The organism is Bacillus nitratireducens (assembly GCF_036320425.1).
Classification (GTDB): Bacteria; Bacillota; Bacilli; order Bacillales; family Bacillaceae_G; genus Bacillus_A; species Bacillus_A nitratireducens.
Genome location: NZ_JAUMJO010000001.1, coordinates 634,869 through 651,671, shown reverse-complemented (window position 1 = coordinate 651,671; position 16,803 = coordinate 634,869). Strand labels below are relative to the sequence as shown.

Genomic DNA, 16,803 nt, shown 5'->3' with positions numbered 1-16,803 from the left:
AGATGGAAGTACATAAAGCAATTACAGCACATTCTCGTAAACAAAATGAAAGTGTAAAAGCATGTTTACAATTAGATGCGCAGCGTGAAGCAGCTATTGAAGCAGCCGTATCTCTTGCGTCAAAGGGGAAAGAATTTTCGGTTGATGTCATTAATGTTGTGACAAAGCAAATTAATGATCTTGCAAAAAATGGTGTTACACTGCAGCGTAAATTTGTTACAGAAGAAATGGTTATGGAGTATGTAAGTCGTTTGCAAGAGAAAGAAGGTCGTTAAAGATGATAGTTACAGTCGAATGGTTACGTGAGCATATAGAAGATGAGAATGTCCGTATAATCGATTGTCGTTTTGATTTAGCGAATCCTAATTGGGGTAGAGAAAAGTATGAGGAAGAACATATTCTTCATGCGTTATATTTTGATTTGAATATAGATTTATCAAGTCCTGTAACAGAACATGGTGGTCGCCATCCATTGCCGAATATTGAGGAGTTTGCAGACAAGCTTTCACAAGCTGGTATTGGTGAACATACGACGGTAATTGCATATGACAGTCAAGCGGGTGCAAATGCTTCTCGTCTCTGGTGGTTATTAAACTATGTAGGACATGAGAAAGTATATATATTAGATGGCGGATTTCCAGCTTGGAAAGAGAATGGACTACCGATAACAACGGAAATTCCTGTTGCTATACGAAAAACATTCAAAGCAAATGTACAAGATCATATGCTTGTAACGATGGAAACGGTGAGAGAGAATATTCATGCAGGTGCAGATGTTACGTTAATTGATTCTAGAGAGCCAAAACGTTATGCTGGTGTAGAGGAACTAGTTGATCCAAAAGCAGGACATATTCCGACAGCAGTAAACTATTTTTGGAAGGATGGAATTGTACAATCAGGACAATTTAAGAATAAAGCTGGACAACAAGAACGATTCCAAAATCTTTCGAAAGATAAGGAAACAATTGTATATTGTGGTTCTGGTGTTACAGCATGTCCAAATATCCTTGCATTGAAATTAGCTGGATTCCAAAATGTTAAATTGTATGCAGGTAGCTGGAGTGATTGGATTTCTTATCCAGAAAATCAAATTGCAAAAGAAGAAGATTAATCACTTGCATGCAAAAATAATTTGTATTAAAATAAGGTCACAAGCAAGAGATTGCTCGAAAAAATTTGTATTTTACACATTGGAAACAATGTGATAATATAACGACAAGTAAATAATACATCCTGCGGTGTGCGTAACTTATTTATGTCTAAAACCGATGTTAGTTATACGGAAGCTCAATATTTAGCGACCATCATCAAGCCTTCCTTGTGGAGGAAGATGTACGGTAACTGTGAGGGCATCCACCTGCGAGTAGCGGGTTTTTGGACATTTACGAGGAGCGGCACGTGCGGGGGTCTTATTTCAACTAACATTATATAAAATTCCTACGGTGTACGTAGCTTATGCATGTCTTAAACCAATAAGTTTAATATGGAAGTTCAATATTTAAATGTAGCTAACAAGCCGTCTTTTTAAGAAGGAAGTTACAAACATTTGTGAGAGCATCCACCTGTGAGAGCAGGTTTATGGACATCTAGAGAGAACGGCATATGTGGGGCTAAATAAAAACCTTACGTTTTATACGTAAGGTTTTTTTGTTGCATAAATATATCTACTTTATCTGGATTCACCTGTGAAGTTTCCATAATAAATATAGCACTTTCTGTCTTCATCAATCTCTCTTGAATCTAAAGTGAACTCCATATGCATACCGTCGCGCTGAATATATATAATATCTGAATGAAGAGATGGTAAAATTTCTTCATAGTTCCATATATCTTTACTATCTATTATGCATGAACTCGTTTCACTTAGTTCTCTAACTTCAAAACCGATGTGGGAGTATGTAGGGTCTGAAGGGTCATTTGCAAACTCTTCTTTTTGAATATATATAACTGCTGCTCCGTCTGGATCTACTGAAGTTGCAGTAACAACATATGTATTTTTATCTTTTATAAAATATTCACAAGTCATGCGTGCGATGATTTCAGGATTAGAAATGTTTGCGTAGTTCCATAAAGCAGGATACCCTTTTGTTTCGTTATTAAGTCGATATTCTAAGCGCATTTTATCCCTCTTCTTCCTTTTTCTTCTACTTTATCATGCCATCCTATATAATAGGAATAGAATTTAAAAAGGGGAGTGCGAAGGTGACAAAAACGAAATGGCTAGTAGGTGGTGTCGTAACGTCTTTAATGACTGGCACTTTATTTGGCTGCGCACAAGATCTTCCCCCAAAACCGAATGATAATAGTTGTTCAGATTGGGATTGGGATGATGAACTTGGGGTATGGCAGTGTGATGATAGTAGTTCAGGTTATCGTGGGCATTACTTCTATGGTGGGAGTTACTATCAAAATAAATCCACTTTTAAAAATTCATCGGCGTTTAAATCTTATCAATCGTCTGCGGAATTTAAAGGTGGAATTGGAAGCGGTTCAAAGGGAGGATTTGGGGGCTAAAATATGTCGCAATACATAAGGGATCGAAAAGAGTTTTATTCGAAATATCCGAATTTTTGGTCGGATTTATATGAAAGTGAGTATAGTTTGTTTCATGTTTTTCCAATAACAGAGCAAACTATGAAACAGTTGCAAGTAGCGACTGAACGAATGGGGGAAATATTTTTTAAGACTGCTAGAATTTTTCGGAGTTTATCTGACGAGCAGCTGTTAGAATTTGGTTTTCCACCTACAAGCTTGCCTTTTATTAGGATGAAAGGACTGTATCCGGAATCTGTTATTTCACGATTTGATTTTGCCTTAACAGATGATAATTGTATTAAAATGCTTGAGTTTAATAGTGATACACCAACTTTTATTGTAGAATGCTTTCAAATGAATGGGGAAGTTTGTGAAGAGTTAGGCTATGATAATCCAAATGCAAATGAAGAGCGTTTACTGTCTTCTGGTATTACAAAGGCTGTAATGGAAGCGACAAAAGGGATAGAGACTCCAAATGTCGTTTTTACATCTCATCATGAACATATAGAAGATTGGAATACGACTATGTATTTGAGTCAGTTATGTCAAGTTGAAAATAAAGTGATGCCAATGTCAGAGCTTAGAATTACTGATGATGCTTTAGTAGATGGAGATGGTGTACGAATCGATGTTTTGTATCGTCAAACATATCCGATTGAAGATTTGATTGAAGATCGAGATCCGGAAACAGGGGATTTGGTAGGAGTGGAACTTTTGCAACTTGTGAAAGAAGGAAAGCTTTTTATTATAAATCCTGTATCGGCTTTTTTACTTCAGCCTAAATCAATTCAATGTCTTATTTGGGGATTAGCAGAAGAGGGGTTATTTTACACAAGTGAGGAACAACAGTGGATTAAAGAATACATGCTACCTACATATTTAGAGCCGGATTTATTTTTGGAAAAGAATTCTTTCGTTCAAAAACCTTCGTTTGGTAGGGAAGGGGATACGATTACGATTCGTGATAAAGACGAAAGTATTATAATTCGAAATGTGCATGAAACATATAAAACGTCACTACCGATATTTCAAGAATATACAGAGCTTCCAGTAGTTGTTCTTGAAACTGAAAAAGGGATTGAAGAGCTCTCATATGTATTTGGGGCGTTTTTAATTGCTGGAAAAGCGAGCGGTATCGGAATACGTGCTGGAGGAAAAATTACAGGGAATGAATCGTATTATTTACCGGTAGGTATTAAAAAGGGAGGGAAATAAATGATTAATTTTTTACTATATTTAGGAGTATCACTTGCACTACTATGTATCGGCCTTTTTCTTATGGAAGTAACAACGAAAGTGAAAGAGTTCAAGTTAATGGCTCAAGGAAACAAAGCGGTAAGCTATGTACTTGGAGGAAGAGTACTTGGGCTAGCTATCGTTTTATATTCAACAGCTGCTAATTCTATTTCACTTTTGGATATGGTCTCGTGGGGAGCAGTTGGGATATTAGCACAGATTGTTGTATTTTATTTAGCAGAATGGCTTACACCACGTTTTAACATTAATAAAAGCCTTGAAGAAGATAATCAAGCAGTCGGTCTATTCCTTATGTTTTTATCACTTTCAATCGGAGTTGTAATTGCTGGTTGTGTAACATATTAAAATCCTTACGTTTTAACGTAAGGATTTTATTTTTTATGTGCTAATTTTTTGCGATATGTGTTCAAGTAATTTATCCCGATATTTGTGGGCAGTAAAACTTTTACCTCAAAATTCAGCTGGAACAAAGAAGTTATTTGGGAGATTAACTGCCCGTAAAAGTCCGATTAGTGAGGGCTAATAATCAGTGGGGGATGAACAAACCCCCCAACTGGTTAAAGTTTCACTTTATGTAGTCGAATGCGTATTAGTGTACTCTACTAGAGGTAGTTGTCGTAATAAGGAAAAGTTTCCATACAAAGTGTTGACATCTATTTTAAATAAGAGTAACATTTTCTATGTAATTAAAATAAGTCTCTGTTAGGTGAGGCTCCTGTATAGAGAAATGCTACTGCCCAAAAATGTCGAGAGACGCCAATGGGTCAACAGGAATGATCGAATTAAGGTTTTTCTTAACGTAGCTGGTAATGAACCTATGCTATACAGTGCTAAAACTCGACGAGGGAGAGGTCTGTAGATTTCTAATTATATTAGGAATCGCTTATTTGTGTATGCAATGACCTTTGCTCTCTTATGAGTAAGGGTCTTTTTTTGTTACAAAGCTATGAATAATTTCATAGTATAGATTATAACTAAAAAATAAATGAGGAGGTGAGGAGCATGTCAAATTCTGACTCGGTTCCGTTACCCATATGCTTCAAATCAAAAATGTATGATGTAGGCAGGAAACGACTTGTTCCTCCCTTTATATTTATCATAATGTAGCGTTTATTCAAGTATTTCAGCGCTAGACACTTTCACGCTAAAGTGGATAAATTGAGAAACAAAGCGTTTCTTCCTATGTTTAAAGGAGGAGACGATAATATGTTATATGTAAATAAAAGTGTGGGTAACACTACTTATAAATTAAGTAAAAAAGCAATGAAAGAACAAACAATGCTTCAAAAGAATAAAGATTTATTAATTGAAATCGCAACAAGAGATGTAAAATCTGTATTTGCGTATTTTAAAACAACAAGAGACGGGCTATCTATGAAAGAGGCACAAAAACGTATTCAAGTATACGGGCGAAATGAATTAACTTCAAAAAGAGCACGTATTGCGGAAGTAATGATGAAGCTAAGTGAAATGATCCCAGGTCTGTCAAAACAAAATGTGAGTGATGAATTACAATGTGAAACAGTTACTGTTTCTAGAGTAGAAGCATCTAGCCTACCAGGGCTAAACAATGAATTGAAAATGATGAAGCTACCAGTACAAGAGCTTGTACCTGGGGATATGATTTTTCTTTCAGAGGGCGATACAGTACCAGCAGATGTACGTATTATTTATGCAAATGATTTATTAGTGAATGAATCTATGCTGACAGGAAACGATGCTAGTATTGAGAAATTTGAAAGCTGCTATCATCTAGAACGTAAACGATTTATTCCATTAAAACGGATGAAAGACTATAATCCACTTGAACTTGAAAATGTATGTTTCAAAGGTACGTATATTGTTGGCGGAACTGCAAAAGCTGTAGTTGTTTCGACAGGTAAAAATACGTATTCAGGAATACTTCATACTTGTTGTGGTAGAACGTCCTAATTTGTTAATGATGCTAAATATAAAAAAACAATGTATAATAGACAAAGTTGAACAAAAACGTAGAATGGTAATCTATATATAACCTTATGTGATAACGTGAGGTTATTATTTTTTGTTAGTAGGAGAGGTATTATGAAAAAAGTATTATTAGTTGATGGTATGGCACTATTATTTCGTGCTTTTTACGCAACAAGTGTCTACGGACAATTTATGAAGAGACAAGATGGTACCCCAACGAATGGGATTCATGGTTATATGAAGCATTTATTAACGGCAACACAAGCAATTGAGCCAACACACATTGTAACGTGCTGGGATATGGGAAGTACGACATTTAGAACAGAATCGTTCTCGAATTATAAAGCAAATCGTGCAGCACCGCCAGAAGAATTAATTCCACAATTTGATTTAGTGCAAGAAATGACTGCTAAATTATCAATTCCAGTCATCGGAATGAAAGGCTATGAAGCTGATGATTGTATTGGTACGCTTGCAAAGCAATATTGTAATGAGGCTGAAGTTTATATTTTAACTGGTGATACAGATTTACTTCAACTTGTTGATAAGAACGTTACAGTTATGCTTCTGCGTAAAGGAATTGGCAATTACGAGTATTACACACCAGAGAAAATCATGGAAGAGAAAGGCGTAGAACCGTGGCAAATTGTCCATGCGAAAGCTTTCATGGGGGATACGAGTGATAATTATCCAGGTGTAAAAGGTATCGGTGAAAAAACAGCATATAAGCTTATTCAAGAACACGGAACAGTATCAGCTGTACTAGAAAATGTAGCGTCATTAACGAAAGCACAGCGTACAAAAATTGAAAGTGATTTAGAGAACTTAAATATTTCATTACAATTAGCGCAAATTCATTGTGAAGTTCCAATTTCATGCTCATTAGAAGAAGGATTGCACACAATGGACGAAGAAAAACTACGATTTGTTTGTGAAGAAATGAATTGGGGAAGACCTGAAATATTAATTAATATGCTTTAAAGAGTATGGAAAGGTTGATCAAATATATTTTTGATTAACCTTTCTTTTTTTGTTCACAAAGTTGTCAGAAAATAAACGGAATTTTCATCTGAAGTTCAAATGGAATTCACAACAATCAATTATTATAAGAACACACAGATAATTCCTTATCTTTTATATAAACCATCCCCCAAGGAGGAAAATAAACATGCGAAAAAAAGTGAGAAAATCCTTTAAACAATTATTAATAGAAAATAAACAATCCCTACTAACTAATAAAGAGAATATGAAAGAAATTGAAGAACGGATTGAGAAACGACATGTAGCATATAATGGTGCTAATAATTAAATAAAATAAAAAAGATAGCCTATAAATAAAGGCTATCTTTTTTATTTTATTTTGAAAAAACACTAGTCCTCTCTTTAATTTTGTAAGTATGCAACATATTTTTATAGTGTTTTTCTAACAATATTAACCATTTTTCGAGGTTGAAATTGGTATATACCAATTTTGAAAATTCACTATTCATAATATTACAAAAAATGTTACAATACACTCAAATTTATACTATAAAATCATTTTAATATGAAAAATTGGAATGAAAAGAAAGGAGAGGAATATGAATAAAGATGTCGCTTTGAAATGATTATTATCATTTCATTAGGAGTTGATGTAAAACGATGGAGAGGCATGAAGAACTGGATTCTATAAGAGGAATTTCTTCATTGGTAGTAATGATTGGTCATCATTTGATGATTTTCTCAGCATTTCAAAATTACAGTTATGAAGATAATAAACCATTTGTTGTATATCTATTAAAAGAAACGCCTGCACGTCTTATTTTTAGTAGTGGTAACGAATCTGTTATTATCTTTTTTGTTTTGAGTGGATTTGTTTTGTATGAATCTATTCAAAAAACAAATAGTAGCTATGGATCATACCTTTTAAAACGTATATGCAGAATATATATTCCGTATATTGTGGCAATAGTCATAGCTATTATATGCCAGACTACAATAAGTAAATATGGTATTTCTTATTTAAGCGAATGGTTTAATCGCTCATGGACGATTGAAAGTTCTTTAAGTCTAATAGCACAGCATGTTTTATTGGTTGGGAAATATAATACAGATACATATAACAGTGTGATTTGGTCACTTGTACATGAAATGCGAATATCTATAATTTTCCCGTTAGTTTTGATGGTTTGTTTACGCAAAACAGTAAGGGGTTCATTGCTATCATTGTTTAGTTTTAGTATATGTTCTGTCGTGATATTATTATTATTTCGCTCAAGTTTAACATTAACAAGCTATGTATTAACGTTGCATTACACAGTGCTGTTTTTACTAGGAGCACTAGTTGCGAAGTATAAAAATAATTTAATAGCTTTTTATAGTAATTGTACTAAAAATACGAAAATTACATGGTTTTTATTTGCGATTTTACTTTATATGTATGAAGGGCTTATTGGAGAAATTAAAGTGCTCAATAATTTTATATTTCGAGACTTCGTAGTAGCGATAAGCGCATGTCTATTTGTCATATTAAGCTTGTCAGTATCAACTTTGTCGTCCTTACTGCATAATAAATACTTGTTATATTTGGGGAAGATTTCTTACAGTCTTTATTTGTACCATAGCATATCTTTGTTTTCTCTTATATACGTGCTCCATGAAATATTACCGTTACCTATTGTTTTAATTTTGTCGCTTATTCTTTCGCTTATACTAGCAACGATTTCGTATGTATTTGTAGAAAAATTTGCATTTAGAGTCGGAAAGTATGTAACAAAGCGAGCGGATAGAGAGAGGAAAGAGTTATTAGTAGAAAATGATGTGCAGGATGTTATTCAGACAAAGGCGGTGAAATAATTGAAGCAAGAAATGAGTATAAAAGATTTTCAACAGTTATTGAAAAGGAGATTCGTAACGATCATTTTGACGATGTGTTGTTTAACCGTTTCTCTAGTTCTTATTTCTATGTATGTGCTAAAGCCTTCGTATCAATATTCAGCGCAAATTCTTGTTGGAAATTTAGATGAGTTTAATAAGGAAAATACAGCGAATAAAACACAAGAAAATAAGCAACTTGTAACATCGTTTGTTGACATTTTAAAAAGTCCACTTATTATTTCGACAGTAAAAAACACTTTGAAATTAGAACAATCAAGTTATGAATTAGCACAAAAAATTTCGGTGTTGAATACGGACAACTCACAAATTGTTACTGTTACAGTAAAAGATTCGGATCCTAAAATCGTGAAAGAGATTGTAAAGTCATTGGCAGAACAATCTCAAAAAAGCTTTCAACAGTATACGAATGTACAGGGGGTAAAAATATTAACTGACCGAGAGTTACAGGAAGAAGCTGAAAAGCTGTTTCCGAAATTTCAACTTATCATTCCTATCTCTTTAATTGTTAGTTTTTTTGTTGGTGTAGGTTTAGCTGTATTTCGAGATTATTTTGATGAACGGATATACGTGGAACAGGATTTAGAGAAAATAACGACAGTCTCTGTTATTGGTCATATAAATATGAAACCGAAAAGAAAAAAGAAACCTACAGAGTTTGATAAGCAATCATCTATATATCGAGGTGAACATGTCGATGTTTAAGACAAAGAAAAATCTGCCATTCGATCCGCATGATGCTCTGATGAAAGAGCAGTTTTATACTGTATATCATGAGTTGAAAAAATCTGGAAAACAACTATTCTCAGTTACTTCAACGAAAGACAGAGGCGTCGTTGCCTCGCTTATAGTAAATATGGGGCTAGTGTTTGCGGAAATGAAAAAAAAGGTGTTACTTATCGATGTGAATTTTTCGGAACCTAAACTACACCTACTATTACAAAGCGATCTTGCGACAACAGTAAACGATATAATAAGCTCCCCTCCATGTAATTATGAAACTTTTTCAAGTGATTTGTCTAAATACTTGTATTGTATTCCTGCAAAAAAAACGGTACACAGCGGAACGCCCTTAGTTGCTATGGATGAATTTGATAATGTAATTGCTAAGTGGAAAGAAGATTTTGATTACATTTTCTTTTATTCATCTGAAGTATTTGAGCTTCCTGCTACGCACATTATTGCGGGTAAATGCGATGGAGTGGTCTTGGCAGTCAAAAAACGAAAAGATTCCTTACGTACAGTACAAAAAGTAATAACGGATATAAAGAGGAAAGAATGTGAATTAATCGGTATAGTTTTATATTCTTGAATATGGGGGTAACGATCCATGATTCGTGAAACAAATCAAGCTAAGTTGTATACTATTCCGGCTCAAGAAAAGGATAGCATTTTGAATCGAAGTGTAAAACGCTTGTTTGATATAATATTTTCACTCATATTGTTACTAATAATGTTACCACTTATGTTGTTCTTTTGTATTATGATTGCTTTAGAAACACCTGGAGCTCCAATCTACTTTCAAGAGCGTTTAGGAATAAATGGAAAGAAGTTTAATTTATTTAAATTAAGGTCGATGATAAAGGACGCTGAAAAGAACGGACCGCAATGGGCAAACGAAAATGATTCAAGAATTACAAAGATTGGATTGTTTATAAGAAAAACGAGAATTGATGAATTACCACAACTTATAAATATTTTAAAAGGTGATATGTCTTTTGTTGGTCCTAGACCAGAGAGGGAGTATTTTTATAATCAATTTGATGCTTATATTCCAGAATTTAAGGATCGTTTAATAGTGAAGCCGGGGTTAACTGGATGGGCACAAATAAATGGAGGATATAATCTTGATCCGCAAGAAAAGTTGAAATTAGACATGGAGTATATTGAACTGAAAACGATTAGGATGGATATTCGTATTTTATGTAAAACTGTTTTAATTGTATTGAATGGGAATGGTGCAAGATAAAAAACATAGTAAATATGTTTTTATACAAATAATAGATGAATATACAACGAATCTAAGTAGGTTACATGCAAAGGAGAACTGGTATGGGTAGATCCATTCTAAACAATATTGTACATCTATTTTATAGTACGATTTTAGCTAATCTTCTTCAAGCCATTAGTTTAATTGCTTTAGCCAACTTTTTTAATGCACAAAATTACGGGATGTTTAGTGTTGCAATCGCATTAACATTTGTTATGTTATTTTTTACAGATTTAGGACTTAGTAATACATTTCTTCGAGAAGGAGCAAAGGAAGGAGTAGATTTAGAGGCAATTTTATCTTCGTATATAAAGATAAGGATGATTCTTCTAATTGTCATTTCGGTAATTGGTTATATAGCTATTCATTTTGTGTATGAGGATAAGGATTTAATTTATATGATGTTGAACGTAATGTTCTTAATGTTAATAGGACTAACGTGGCAAAATATAGGGATTGCGTATTTTCAGTTGATGGAACGTATGAAATATATAGCCCTTATTAAAGTTGTATCAGCATCTATTGTCATCATAATTACATGTTTCTGTATTTTTGGAGAACTACCAGTGTATATAACGGCTAGTTTATATGGTTTTGGTTATATGATCGGTGGTTTATTTAGTTTTTTCGTAATGAGAAGAAAAACGAATATGAATATGAAAGTAAAAGTTCATAAAGGATTATTTTGGCAATTAGCACCTTTTATTGTAAGTGGTTTTTTAATAATGAGTACGCCACAATTAGCACCTATTTTACTCAACTATACATTGTCATTAAGTATGGTAGGTGTTTTCGCGGTTGCCTATCGGATGCCAGCAGCTTTATACCAAGTGCCGGGGGTAATTGCAGGAGCGTTTTTCCCGGTGCTCTTTAAACATTATAACCAAAATAATTTAGAAGAGCATACGAAATTAAATATACTTCAAATGAAATCAATGGCAGTTGTGGGTATATGTATGACGATAGGCTTATATAATTTAGCACCATATTTTATTTCTATATTTTTTCATGAGGAATGGAGTAATGCAGTAGAGCCACTTCAAATATTATCTTTTCTTATTGTGTTACAAAGTATAAATATTGCTATCGCTGATGGTTTAACAACGAGTGGGGGGCAAAAGAAAAGAACTGTCGTGCAGTGTGTTGCTTTAGTGATTGGTGGAATTATGCTATACAGCTTCAGTAGTATCTGGGGAGTTATAGGAGCAGCTTATGCTATGGTTTTATTTGAGATAGTGGCCTTAGTTGGATATATAACAGTAAGTGTAGTGAAGGGGAAAATTGTATTTCAAATTGTAATACCGTATACAATTTATTTTGGTGTAACTTTTATTGGAGTGCAATATATGTTACATACGTACAATTTGATTGCACTTGTACTTCATACGTTTATCGCAGTAGTTGGTATATTCCTATATGATCAGGAGTTGAAAAAACTTATTCTTTCGTTTATACGAAAGACACGAGAAAAGGATTATATTACGAAACAGGGGATATAGCCTATGGAAAATAATATGCAAATTTCGATGAAATGGATTTTTCTTTTAATTTTGTTTGTTATGTTAAGTAAATACAATATATATATAGGATTTTCCTTGAAAATATATATGATTTTCTTAGTCATTTATTTTTGTTTAACAATTAAAGACTTTCATATTCAAAAGCTATATTTTCATGAAGTGGTATTTTTACTGTTCTATTTCATTTATTGTTTAAGTGGTATTCTTTCTATATATTTAAGTGCTAGTATTCGTATGATTTTTGGCGTATTGCTTGTTTTAGGATGTTATTTTATTATGAGGAATTTACTGGGGAACACCGAAATAGTAGTGCTCGAGTCAGCCATTGTCTATGTAGGATTAGTATTTAATATTGTAAGTCTCATACTTTATATAGTCGGGTTACAACATTTTGGATTATCTGGCGGAGAAGAGAGAGAAATTTATGCTGGATTATTAGTAGATAGAGGATATCCGAGGTTAATTGGGTTATTAGATGATCCTAACATTTTTATTTTTTATAATACGATATTTTTTATGTATTATATGACAAATTTATATAACATGACCAACATCATCGGATTGGTTTTATGTGTTACGACGAGTTTATTAACATTTTCAAGAGGTGGGATTTTAGCAATTGCGCTTGTTCTGGTTGTATATATATGTATGTCCAGCTTTGCTAAAAAAGTGAAAATAGTAATAGGTTTAGTAATATTTAGTATTGTTATTTTTAGTTTAGCGAATGTAGTAATGGGTGGAAAACTAGATGATATATTACATGATCGGATTTCTGATTTTTCGCACGATAATGGGAGTGGCAGATTTACACTATGGGAAGCTGCTTTCAAATATTTTTTATCTAATCCATATATTGGTATCGGTGCTTTTAATTTTTCGAATTATTATGAGTATCAGTTCAATGAAAAACTATATGTACACAATACATTTTTAGAAATTTTATCTGAATCGGGTACAATTGGTTTCCTTTTATATAGTGCTTTTTTATGTATTCTAATGGTGAAGTTGACTAAGTATAACTTATTTCGTGAAAAACCATATCTTTTATTGACTATGATTGCATTTTTATTTCAGATGATGTCATTGTCACTTATTATTAACGAAGCTTTCTTTTTATTTTTAGCAGTTGTTGTGAAATACATTTCAACATATGAAGGAAGGGGAATGATAGATGGTAAAGTGTCTATCAGTACATAACGAGGCGCCTTGTGTTTCTATAATAACACCTTCTTATAATAGTTTACGTTTTATTGGTGAGACAATCACATCTGTGCAGAGTCAATCTTATAAAAATTGGGAAATGCTTATCGTTGATGATGCTTCAACGGACCACTCATTTGTAAAAATTAAAGAGATGATAGAAGGGGATTCGCGAATTCGGTTATTATCATTAGAAGAAAATATGGGTGCTGCTAAAGCTAGGAATATAGCGATTAAAGAAGCGAGAGGAAGGTATATTGCCTTTTTAGATAGTGATGATATTTGGCTACCCAATAAATTGGAGACGCAATTGTTATTTATGGAAGGAATGAATGTTGCGTTTTCGTATACGTCCTATAGTTTAATTGATGAAAATAGTAATGCCCTGAATAAAGAGGTGAACGTACCGGAATTTGTTGATTATCATTATTTAGTAGGAAACACAATTATTGGGTGTTTAACAGTGATGCTTGATCGTGAGAAAATTCCTTGTATTGAAATGCCTAGTGTGCAGCCTGAAGATACAGCATTATGGCTGAACTTATTAAGTAAAGGATATGAAGCGAAAGGGATACAGCAAGTATTGGCAAAATATAGGATTGTTACAAATTCTGTTTCGAGAAATAAAATAAGGGCGGCCTTCCGATATTGGAAGCTGTTAAGAGCACAAAAACCACTTAATTCATTGCAAACCTTTTTTTATTTTAGTAAGTATGCTTATCATGCTTACAGAAAAAATAAAATCAATGTAGTTGGGAAGACGCAAGTATGAATATATTATTGATGACAGATAAATTGATAACTGGTGGAGCCGAGAGCTACTTCTGTAAATTGGAAAACAATTTGCAATATGAAAACATTACGGTTTATACAGCTGCAGGTGAGGGAGAATTATATCAATCTCTTACCAGAAAAGAAAATTTCATGTTACTTAGTCGATGGAATCATTTGAGAAATATTCATTACTTACGAAAAGAGATTTATAAACGAAAGATAGAACTTATTCATGCAAATAGTTTGCGAATGGTATTATATGCTTTTCTACTTCAAAAGTTTATTAAAAGAAAGATAAAAATCGTGTATACGAAACATAATGTAACGATACTAGAAAAGAAAATGCCAATTCTTTTTCGTTATGTCATGAATAAATATGTGAACAATATTATTACAGTAAGTGAATTTGAAAAGAATAACTTAATTTCAATTCATGTAGCTGAAGAGAAAGTAAAGACAATCTACAACGGTGTGGATATTGAAAAATTTTTATTCCAGCAGAAAAAGAAAGAATCTACTTATAAAGTAGGTATATTAGCTAGATTATCCAAGGAGAAAAATCATCAACTATTTATTAAAATTGCAAATGTGTTGAAAAAGAGAAATGATTTTATGTTTTATATTGCTGGTGATGGACCAGAGAAAGAATCTATTATGAAAGAAATGGAAAAATATGACTTGCTACAAAGTGTAAAGATGTTAGGAAATATTTCAGAGCCACATAAGTTTATAGGAAATATGGATGTATTACTTTTATTATCTTTTCGTGAAGTGTTTCCAATGGTAGTAATTGAAGCAATGGCTACAGGAACACCAATTGTTTCAATAGATGTCGGTGGAATAAATGAAGCGGTAATAGATGGAGAATCAGGTGTTTTAATAACTGAATATTGCGAATCTGAATTTGCAGACGTGCTGGAGGAATTACAAGGAAATGAAGAAAAGGTGAATGATATTAGAGTGAAAGCGCGAGAAAAAGCGGAAAGAAATTTCTCGTTAACTAAAATGGTAGAAGAAACGAAGGATATATATGAATTAAACAAATGACCGTGGAGGTCGTTTGTTTTTTTTATGATACAAACTTTTAAGAGAGAACTCACATATTATATGAAAAAGGCAATATGAGGAGTGAATTTATTTTGTCAGAATATATTTCTTCACAAGAGGAGTGTGCGCCAGAAAATAGTGTTCATATTGATTGCTTTGGTGCAGTTCCGAATTCAGGAAGTGATAGTTCGTTAGCGATTCAACAAGCGATTAATTATTGTGTAGCGAACCGAATTTCAACGGTAAGAATTACAGGGGTTAATACGTATAAAATATTGAAGCCGATTGTTATTAAATCCAACGTAAGATTAGAGTTAGATCCTACCGTAACGCTGCAAATTGATGGAGATTTTAATGCGTTTGAGTTACAAAGTAATGCTTCTATAACTGGCGGTACTATTCAAGTTATTAATCAAGTATTTCAGTCATCTGTTATTTATGTTTCCGGTTCACAACAAATAGAAGTGCCTAATCAATCTGTCATATCAAATATAAATATAATAAATACCACACCATCATATAAAGGAAAAGCTATACATTTTTATTGTCAAAAAGCGTGGGATTATATTAGTTTCTTTCAAGTTAACTATGTTCAAGTTAAAAATTTTCAAACTGCAATATATTTAAAAACGGAATATGTAGACAATATAAATACACCTTGCTGGATTAACGCAAATGTATTTCAATCTATATTTATTGATGGATGTCAGTATGGAATAGAAGTAGATGGGAATAGTGATTTACCAAATGAAAGTTCAGGAAATACGTTTCATGATATTCAAGTGCAATGTAGACAACAAACGAAAAAAGCAATTCGTTGTTCAGGTGCTTATAATACATTCAACTGTATGATTTGGGATACGTACAGGATGAGTAGTGAACAAATAGTAATTGAATTTTCTTCTAATTCCCATCGTAACTACCTTTTTTCAAATTTACTTTCAACAACTATTGTAGATAACGGACAATACAATGTTTGTAAGTCTACTTATGAAGAATCACTTCGGGTTCAGTTACCTTTGACGCTGAATAAACCACATTTAATAGGAAATCAAGATGATATTTTAGTAAATGCCCAGCTGAAGTATAGTGTTAAGCAAGTAAGTGGGAAATTGCCTTACGGAGGAAATATCGCTAATTGTTTTAATTTAATAGATGAACAAAGTGTGAATTATATCGATGTTCCAGATAGTAATCCAGTTGTTATTGAATTGGACTTTACGAAAAATCCGATTAAAATGTTGAATTGTATTGGGATGTACTTTGGATGGGGAGAGAGCCCAAAAAAAATTAAAATTGAATATGCATTAAGTGCAACTGGGAGTTGGATTATCGCGGCAGATGTTCCATTAAATGTTGGAGATACAATTATATCGAATATGAAAGCTAATCAGTTATATAAAGTAAGAATTACATTGAGTGGGTACTCTCAAGACCATAAGCGTTTTCGAATTAATCGTATTTTTGCAAGGTCTTCTATGGAAAATGGAAATGCTTGGTTAGCGACAACTGGTGGAAGAATGTTTGGAGATATTGAGTTAGAAGCAAGTAAAGGTGTAATTATGAAAACTGCTGGTGGAGTAAAATGGAAAGTTACTATAAATGAAGCGGGTCAGCTTATTACAACTAAAATAACTTGAGATGTTCTTCTCTTTG

The 16,803-nt window shown here is 33.0% G+C and carries 18 protein-coding genes, 2 other RNA genes and 1 riboswitch; of the genes, 19 read left to right on the top strand and 1 reads right to left on the bottom strand.

Annotation, left to right across the window (positions count from 1 at the left end):
* Window positions 1–2: 2 nt before the first annotated feature.
* The 4 genes from Q3V31_RS03400 to ssrS (Q3V31_RS03385) all read left to right on the top strand — a co-directional run bounded on the left by Q3V31_RS03400 (window position 3) and on the right by ssrS (Q3V31_RS03385) (window position 1,615).
* Window positions 3–275 (top strand): YpbS family protein, encoded by a 273-nt coding sequence (locus Q3V31_RS03400; RefSeq protein WP_000451807.1) that lies wholly within the window; start codon window positions 3–5, stop codon window positions 273–275.
* Window positions 276–277: 2 nt separating this feature from the next.
* Window positions 278–1,111: a sulfurtransferase gene (locus Q3V31_RS03395; RefSeq protein ID WP_000637537.1), complete on the top strand. Its 834-nt coding sequence runs from the start codon at window positions 278–280 to the stop codon at window positions 1,109–1,111.
* Window positions 1,112–1,227: 116 nt separating this feature from the next.
* A non-coding RNA gene (gene ssrS / locus Q3V31_RS03390) (6S RNA) lies at window positions 1,228–1,410 on the top strand.
* 21 nt (window positions 1,411–1,431) lie between these two features.
* A non-coding RNA gene (gene ssrS / locus Q3V31_RS03385) (6S RNA) lies at window positions 1,432–1,615 on the top strand.
* Between the two features lie 54 nt (window positions 1,616–1,669).
* On the opposite strand, the gene Q3V31_RS03380 is transcribed toward ssrS (Q3V31_RS03385), so the two are convergent.
* Entirely contained in the window at window positions 1,670–2,119 is a 450-nt protein-coding gene (locus Q3V31_RS03380) for a hypothetical protein (protein ID WP_001235544.1), read from the bottom strand.
* Between the two features lie 83 nt (window positions 2,120–2,202).
* Here Q3V31_RS03380 and Q3V31_RS03375 point away from each other — a divergent pair, with 83 nt between their 5' ends.
* The 15 genes from Q3V31_RS03375 to Q3V31_RS03305 all read left to right on the top strand — a co-directional run bounded on the left by Q3V31_RS03375 (window position 2,203) and on the right by Q3V31_RS03305 (window position 16,787).
* Window positions 2,203–2,514, top strand: coding sequence for a hypothetical protein (locus Q3V31_RS03375; protein ID WP_000169032.1), 312 nt, complete (start codon window positions 2,203–2,205; stop codon window positions 2,512–2,514).
* A gap of 3 nt (window positions 2,515–2,517) precedes the next feature.
* Complete coding sequence (locus tag Q3V31_RS03370; RefSeq protein ID WP_329762332.1) at window positions 2,518–3,750, top strand: glutathionylspermidine synthase family protein; 1,233 nt, start codon at window positions 2,518–2,520, stop codon at window positions 3,748–3,750.
* The gene (locus Q3V31_RS03365) at window positions 3,751–4,137 is read left to right on the top strand and encodes a DUF350 domain-containing protein (RefSeq protein WP_000606866.1); all 387 of its coding nucleotides are present in this window, start codon (window positions 3,751–3,753) and stop codon (window positions 4,135–4,137) included.
* Window positions 4,138–4,483: 346 nt separating this feature from the next.
* A riboswitch (M-box (ykoK) riboswitch) is annotated at window positions 4,484–4,647 on the top strand.
* Window positions 4,648–4,998: 351 nt separating this feature from the next.
* Entirely contained in the window at window positions 4,999–5,724 is a 726-nt protein-coding gene (locus Q3V31_RS03360; protein WP_000967616.1) for a P-type ATPase actuator domain-containing protein, read from the top strand.
* A gap of 132 nt (window positions 5,725–5,856) precedes the next feature.
* Complete coding sequence (locus Q3V31_RS03355; RefSeq protein WP_000757066.1) at window positions 5,857–6,723, top strand: 5'-3' exonuclease; 867 nt, start codon at window positions 5,857–5,859, stop codon at window positions 6,721–6,723.
* 187 nt (window positions 6,724–6,910) lie between these two features.
* Complete coding sequence (locus Q3V31_RS03350) at window positions 6,911–7,051, top strand: FbpB family small basic protein (RefSeq protein WP_001228050.1); 141 nt, start codon at window positions 6,911–6,913, stop codon at window positions 7,049–7,051.
* A gap of 332 nt (window positions 7,052–7,383) precedes the next feature.
* Entirely contained in the window at window positions 7,384–8,577 is a 1,194-nt protein-coding gene (locus Q3V31_RS03345; protein WP_000439459.1) for an acyltransferase family protein, read from the top strand.
* A complete protein-coding gene (locus Q3V31_RS03340; protein WP_000807066.1) occupies window positions 8,578–9,321 on the top strand; it encodes a YveK family protein in 744 nt (247 codons plus the stop codon).
* Entirely contained in the window at window positions 9,308–9,928 is a 621-nt protein-coding gene (locus Q3V31_RS03335) for a CpsD/CapB family tyrosine-protein kinase (RefSeq protein ID WP_016129038.1), read from the top strand. Before Q3V31_RS03340 ends, Q3V31_RS03335 begins: the two co-directional genes overlap by 14 nt.
* An 18-nt stretch (window positions 9,929–9,946) precedes the next feature.
* Window positions 9,947–10,585 carry a sugar transferase gene (locus Q3V31_RS03330; protein WP_000617638.1) on the top strand — a complete coding sequence of 213 codons (639 nt, stop codon included), beginning with the start codon at window positions 9,947–9,949 and terminating at the stop codon, window positions 10,583–10,585.
* An 83-nt stretch (window positions 10,586–10,668) separates the two neighbouring features.
* Window positions 10,669–12,105: an oligosaccharide flippase family protein gene (locus Q3V31_RS03325; protein ID WP_141435191.1), complete on the top strand. Its 1,437-nt coding sequence runs from the start codon at window positions 10,669–10,671 to the stop codon at window positions 12,103–12,105.
* A gap of 3 nt (window positions 12,106–12,108) precedes the next feature.
* A complete protein-coding gene (locus Q3V31_RS03320) occupies window positions 12,109–13,323 on the top strand; it encodes an O-antigen ligase family protein (protein WP_329762328.1) in 1,215 nt (404 codons plus the stop codon).
* Window positions 13,298–14,098 (top strand): glycosyltransferase family 2 protein, encoded by an 801-nt coding sequence (locus tag Q3V31_RS03315; protein WP_000237698.1) that lies wholly within the window; start codon window positions 13,298–13,300, stop codon window positions 14,096–14,098. The genes Q3V31_RS03320 and Q3V31_RS03315 overlap by 26 nt, the downstream gene beginning before the upstream one ends.
* On the top strand, window positions 14,095–15,147 hold the full coding sequence (locus Q3V31_RS03310) for a glycosyltransferase family 4 protein (RefSeq protein ID WP_001023689.1): 1,053 nt from the start codon (window positions 14,095–14,097) through the stop codon (window positions 15,145–15,147). The genes Q3V31_RS03315 and Q3V31_RS03310 overlap by 4 nt, the downstream gene beginning before the upstream one ends.
* Window positions 15,148–15,239: 92 nt before the next feature.
* Complete coding sequence (locus tag Q3V31_RS03305) at window positions 15,240–16,787, top strand: glycoside hydrolase family protein (protein ID WP_071733705.1); 1,548 nt, start codon at window positions 15,240–15,242, stop codon at window positions 16,785–16,787.
* Window positions 16,788–16,803 lie beyond the last annotated feature (16 nt).

Bases quoted from the DNA above. Each gene is read 5' to 3' on its own strand.
- Q3V31_RS03400 (WP_000451807.1), top strand. From the start codon at position 3: ATGGAAGTACATAAAGCAATTACAGCACATTCTCGTAAACAAAATGAA.
- Q3V31_RS03395 (WP_000637537.1), top strand. From the start codon at position 278: ATGATAGTTACAGTCGAATGGTTACGTGAGCATATAGAAGATGAGAAT.
- Q3V31_RS03380 (WP_001235544.1), bottom strand. From the start codon at position 2,119: ATGCGCTTAGAATATCGACTTAATAACGAAACAAAAGGGTATCCTGCT.
- Q3V31_RS03370 (WP_329762332.1), top strand. From the start codon at position 2,518: ATGTCGCAATACATAAGGGATCGAAAAGAGTTTTATTCGAAATATCCG.
- Q3V31_RS03365 (WP_000606866.1), top strand. From the start codon at position 3,751: ATGATTAATTTTTTACTATATTTAGGAGTATCACTTGCACTACTATGT.
- Q3V31_RS03360 (WP_000967616.1), top strand. From the start codon at position 4,999: ATGTTATATGTAAATAAAAGTGTGGGTAACACTACTTATAAATTAAGT.
- Q3V31_RS03355 (WP_000757066.1), top strand. From the start codon at position 5,857: ATGAAAAAAGTATTATTAGTTGATGGTATGGCACTATTATTTCGTGCT.
- Q3V31_RS03350 (WP_001228050.1), top strand. From the start codon at position 6,911: ATGCGAAAAAAAGTGAGAAAATCCTTTAAACAATTATTAATAGAAAAT.
- Q3V31_RS03345 (WP_000439459.1), top strand. From the start codon at position 7,384: ATGGAGAGGCATGAAGAACTGGATTCTATAAGAGGAATTTCTTCATTG.
- Q3V31_RS03335 (WP_016129038.1), top strand. From the start codon at position 9,308: ATGTCGATGTTTAAGACAAAGAAAAATCTGCCATTCGATCCGCATGAT.
- Q3V31_RS03330 (WP_000617638.1), top strand. From the start codon at position 9,947: ATGATTCGTGAAACAAATCAAGCTAAGTTGTATACTATTCCGGCTCAA.
- Q3V31_RS03325 (WP_141435191.1), top strand. From the start codon at position 10,669: ATGGGTAGATCCATTCTAAACAATATTGTACATCTATTTTATAGTACG.
- Q3V31_RS03320 (WP_329762328.1), top strand. From the start codon at position 12,109: ATGGAAAATAATATGCAAATTTCGATGAAATGGATTTTTCTTTTAATT.
- Q3V31_RS03315 (WP_000237698.1), top strand. From the start codon at position 13,298: ATGGTAAAGTGTCTATCAGTACATAACGAGGCGCCTTGTGTTTCTATA.
- Q3V31_RS03310 (WP_001023689.1), top strand. From the start codon at position 14,095: ATGAATATATTATTGATGACAGATAAATTGATAACTGGTGGAGCCGAG.